Genomic DNA, 4,506 nt, shown 5'->3' on the forward strand with positions numbered 1-4,506 from the left:
AGTGGGTGCTTACAGCAATTCTTTGATCTTTTCTTTATCCTCTTTACTAATATGTGCTTCTTTAAGCCAAGTTGCAATTAGAGTAATCATACCTTCCTTGGAAAGCCCAATCTTGTTCGATGAATTCCCTTGTTCGGATCCGATATCAACTTTTCCGTTTAGTGACACTTGGAACCAAGGTGAGTCAGCCCGATTATAATTACTTAAGTCGTCGTTTGAGAAACTCATATATACCTTTCCTCCCTCCATTCAAGATTGTTTATTTCGTTTTGCTCTCGCATATATTTTTCATATATTCGAAAGCATCATCAAGATTGTCTGTTTTTGTTTCAACCCAGCCATGAGTGTGTTCATGGGGCTTCAAGGCTTCCGATGCATATCCAAGATAGTTCCCATCCGCACCTTTAGCTAACTTGACTTACCATTGCCATGGATACTTTACAGATTTATGCGGTGAATGTATGACCTCGATCAAGTAAGAAGTAATCTGGTTCAAATTTATCACCCTCCTCGACATCACAATTCGACATCTCTAGGGAAGCTCCTGCATTAAAAAGACGCCCTTTGCAGGTTTTGGCCATTCTATTTACCCCTCGGAAATCATGACTGAGATCATTAAATCAACGCTAGATCTGTGAGACGCATAAGCATTAGGGAGCCGTGCGGATTCTCTAATTACTGTTGGTAGATCCAATCATCGTTTAAACCACTCAAGCAAGCCTCGACGTTTTCCATGAGTCTCAATACGTGAGACAATCTCCACCAACTGATCCCGTGTCTCCTTCTGATTTTTCTGGATCTCTTGAAACTGTTCTGTTGCCGTCGCCACCTCTTTATGTACATTCATGACCTGTTCGCAGATATCCTTGATGTTTTCGTTCATCTCACTACGATTTTTTTCTCCTTCTTTCAACCGTTCATCTACGTTCATAAGCATAGTCATAATTGCATTCATCTTAGTATCAAGTACAGCAAGGTTTTCTATAACATTTACGTTCACAGATTCACCATCAGCATTCACGCTTATAATTGTAGGTCGCCCGGATCGAAGCAATTCAGTCTCTACATCCTCAGCAGTTTTCCCTGCAGCATACAACGTTCTAATTTGGATAAATACTGGAATACAGTTTTCAGCAATTGAATATGATTTATGTCCTTTTTTCACCTGCAGATGCAAGCTATGACGCGTTATGTATCTCCGAACAGTCTCTGGAGGTATACCTGCCCGATCTGACACATCTGCCACACTTAACCAAGCCATATAAATCCCTCCTTTTGTTCATGAACGTTCACTAATCCACCACATATACACCATGATAAAACCTTTTAAATAAAGGCTTTTATGTATGAATGTGTGTGAATGAATATATATTACGTTCATTGTTGTCCTCTCTTACCCTGCCGGTTCGGCAGAATGGTATAAAAGGAATCTCGCTGAAAATATTTTTTAAAGACAACACATGGTATAAGCAAAGGGCAAGCCCTCTGCACTCCCAAATCTAAATGATTATTTCCCCAAAACTATCATCTTTTTCAGCTTGAACCACAGCAGATAATATAAGACATACAACTCTTTCTGGAGATAGATGATGATTTAATTTTTTATTTGATCTTCAAAAAATTCTTTAGAACCAAATTCAATACTCAATTTTTTCTTTCCCTCCTTGGATTATTTATTTTGCACCTATGGTACTGAATTTGATTAATTTGATCATACACCTCATATAAGACTCTCAAATGGCCGTATAACGCATTTTATATTTTTTTGTTAATTGGATACTTTGTTTTTTCAAAAACCTCTACAGGGTAGGATTATGCTCGTCTCATAGCCCAATGCATACTAAAGGGTCACCCAATATCAGACTTGGCTTTGAAAGGTTAAATCTCGTTCCTTGGGATTTTTCATTGCTTTAATCTTATAAAGTTTTATTGCCTCAGAATACGCTTTGTTAAATAGACCTACGGGATTTCGAACATCAATCTTCATTTTTACACCATTCGGTGCATCTGGAGCCAGATAAGCAGTACGTTCAAAGTATCGATCAGCAGCAATACGTACAACTTCTGGATCTAACTGGCTTGGAAACTGTTCTTGCAACATAAGAAGTATTTCTTGTACATAAGCGGATCCTACAGGTATGCCCTCCAAATAAATGGATTCGGGCAAGTGTGTAGTTAATGCTTCATAAATCTTCTCGTTATTAAAAGAGCTAGAAGCTTCAGCTTCTTCAATCAAACAATCATTATTTAAATCATTATTATTTAAATCATTATTTAGTAGTAGTGGGTTTTCCGTCAGCGGATTTTCCGTCGACGGGTTTTCCGTCAGCGGTTTTTCACCGTCGACGGGTTTTCCGTCAGTGGGAAGATCTTCTGTTACAGGACGTTCATAAATAATATATTCCATGTGTCCGAAACTTCCGTTTTCTCCGCGGATCTGGCGTCTTGATAGATAGCCGAATTTTTCTAATTCGCGCAAACCGGTTCTAACCGAATCTCGTCCATCAGTTGCACGTTTAATTAGGTCTGATTCATATACCTGCCAGTCGTCCGGTTTAGAGAGAAGATAAGCTAATAAACCTTTCGCTTTCCATGATAAGCGTTCATCGTTTAAACCGTACTTATCGATCATCACATAAGGGTTTTCACGTTTGCTTGTTCGAATAATGGTATTGGTATTTGATTTACGGTCTGTTTTCATAAAAATAGCCTCCTTAAATTTAAGGAGCAGATAGTCTTGCCTATTCAGGTTAGCGCCTATTATAATAGGGGTAACTAAATAAGGGCAGACTATGCCCCTTGATGTATAGAGAAGAAGCGCCTAGCCGACCAAAGCATAGGGCGCTTTTTTCTCGTTTAGAAGATTTTAGCATGATACTATGAAGCTAGTAAACTAACAAAAATACGAATAAATCCAGTAATGACGTGGAATAGCGATATCCCGATATAAGGACTCTCAAGACATGTTTGTTCTTCTCACGATGGGCCCTGCCGGGTTATTTGCCACAGGCAAAACTATGACCAAGACCCATCCCTGCGAAGCAGGGGTATAAATGGGCACTCTCGTGAATCGTGAAATTTCAAACTCATCCTTTCTCCACTTTTGCTGGGTTAGACCGTTCATAGCGTTCAAAGGAAAGTTTATTACTTTTCACACAAGCGATTGTTCCGAATTCCTGTTACCCCCATCGCCAAAAAAAAGGTGAGCCACCCATGTTATAGGGAAACTCACCTTTTTTGGTGTGTCCAACCTTTTTGCCTTTTTGAGAGATTAGGAATTATTTGATTTGAACTTTTGAATCACCTATTTTAATAAACCATGAGCCTTCAGCAAACCTAGTTTTAGAAACTTCGTATACCTCTACACTCGATACACTTATGTCTGGATTTAGGTCAGAAAAAACTTTGGAGTCATCAATTTTTGTCTCTACTGCATAAGCGCTAGTGCCGTCAATATCTGAATCATATTTAGTGCCCTTTTCATCTACTAAGTTAACAGACGGATAACTAAACATGCCTACTGGCTCGTCAGAAACATTTTTCATGGTATATTGGATTGCCACGAGAGTCCCACCGTCAGATGCTTTTTTTCCTAAAAAGCTAGGGTCTCCAATTTCATCCAACTCTTCAAACTTAGTTACTGTTAATTCTAATTGCTTATCCTTTACAGTGTCTCCCACGTTATATATCGTATCTGTTTTCTCAGTTTGTTTTGTGCTTACATCTCCATTAGTCGCTGCGACTTTTTCCTCTCCACTGCCACCACCCATATTAACTACAATAACTAGAATAATGATTGCTCCAATGAATGTCATGATCTTATGTCTCATGAACCAATTACGTTGGTCTTTGCCACAACCCACACATTTCTTAACACCTTTTGCAATTTCTTTATTACATGCCTTACATTGTACCAATCCTGCCATAACTGAAAATCCCCCTATTAATTATATATATAGTTCTATAGAGCTATAGTGCTACTAATCATATCTTAGAAAAAATTATAAATCTATAACAAAACATCTATAGTGTCGCTATTAATCATTTGTTACCTCAGACCTAATATGCGCCGAAATTCCATTTAAAGACAGAAAGAGCATAAGGGAAAACTGCCCCCACTTTTAGTGTGGGATTAGTCAGAGCCTAATGTTTTCATGGGTACAAACAATTTCATTTTTGGAACACTAGCGTGACAAGAAAAACAAAGAAAAGGCACGCTAGCGTGACAAAGCCATAACGTCAAATATGAAAAGACAACGCTAATAAAAACGGTCATCTATAACCTTGGTTTTAAAAGGTAGAAGCCAAGTTTTTAACGTGAAAATTATGCAGAACTCCCCGCTGGTCCCGAATTTTATGTAAAAGAAAAAGCACCGGTTAGTGGGTGCTTACAGCAATTCTTTGATCTTTTCTTTATCCTCTTTACTAATATGTGCTTCTTTAAGCCAAGTTGCAATTAGAGTAATCATACCTTCCTTGGAAAGCCCAATCTTGTTCGATGAATTC

At 38.3% G+C, this 4,506-nt stretch carries 5 protein-coding genes; all 5 read right to left on the bottom strand.

Annotated elements, in window-relative coordinates:
- Positions 1 to 9 precede the first annotated feature (9 nt).
- The gene (locus tag KJS58_RS24560; RefSeq protein ID WP_213536306.1) at positions 10 to 228 is read right to left on the bottom strand and encodes a hypothetical protein; all 219 of its coding nucleotides are present in this window, start codon (positions 226 to 228) and stop codon (positions 10 to 12) included.
- 218 nt (positions 229 to 446) lie between these two features.
- Positions 447 to 581, bottom strand: a complete 135-nt coding sequence (locus KJS58_RS25705; RefSeq protein WP_283771336.1) for a hypothetical protein — start codon at positions 579 to 581, stop codon at positions 447 to 449.
- Between the two features lie 113 nt (positions 582 to 694).
- Entirely contained in the window at positions 695 to 1,261 is a 567-nt protein-coding gene (locus tag KJS58_RS24565) for a hypothetical protein (protein ID WP_213536307.1), read from the bottom strand.
- 597 nt (positions 1,262 to 1,858) lie between these two features.
- Entirely contained in the window at positions 1,859 to 2,701 is an 843-nt protein-coding gene (locus KJS58_RS24570) for a helix-turn-helix domain-containing protein (protein ID WP_213536309.1), read from the bottom strand.
- 577 nt (positions 2,702 to 3,278) lie between these two features.
- Complete coding sequence (locus tag KJS58_RS24575; protein WP_213536311.1) at positions 3,279 to 3,926, bottom strand: DUF4352 domain-containing protein; 648 nt, start codon at positions 3,924 to 3,926, stop codon at positions 3,279 to 3,281.
- Positions 3,927 to 4,506: the final 580 nt, after the last annotated feature.

It is taken from the genome of Paenibacillus sp. J45TS6, from assembly GCF_018403285.1.
Lineage (GTDB): Bacteria > Bacillota > Bacilli > Paenibacillales > Paenibacillaceae > Paenibacillus.

Bases quoted from the DNA above. Each gene is read 5' to 3' on its own strand.
- KJS58_RS24575 (WP_213536311.1), bottom strand. From the start codon at position 3,926: ATGGCAGGATTGGTACAATGTAAGGCATGTAATAAAGAAATTGCAAAA.
- KJS58_RS25705 (WP_283771336.1), bottom strand. From the start codon at position 581: ATGGCCAAAACCTGCAAAGGGCGTCTTTTTAATGCAGGAGCTTCCCTA.
- KJS58_RS24565 (WP_213536307.1), bottom strand. From the start codon at position 1,261: ATGGCTTGGTTAAGTGTGGCAGATGTGTCAGATCGGGCAGGTATACCT.
- KJS58_RS24560 (WP_213536306.1), bottom strand. From the start codon at position 228: ATGAGTTTCTCAAACGACGACTTAAGTAATTATAATCGGGCTGACTCA.
- KJS58_RS24570 (WP_213536309.1), bottom strand. From the start codon at position 2,701: ATGAAAACAGACCGTAAATCAAATACCAATACCATTATTCGAACAAGC.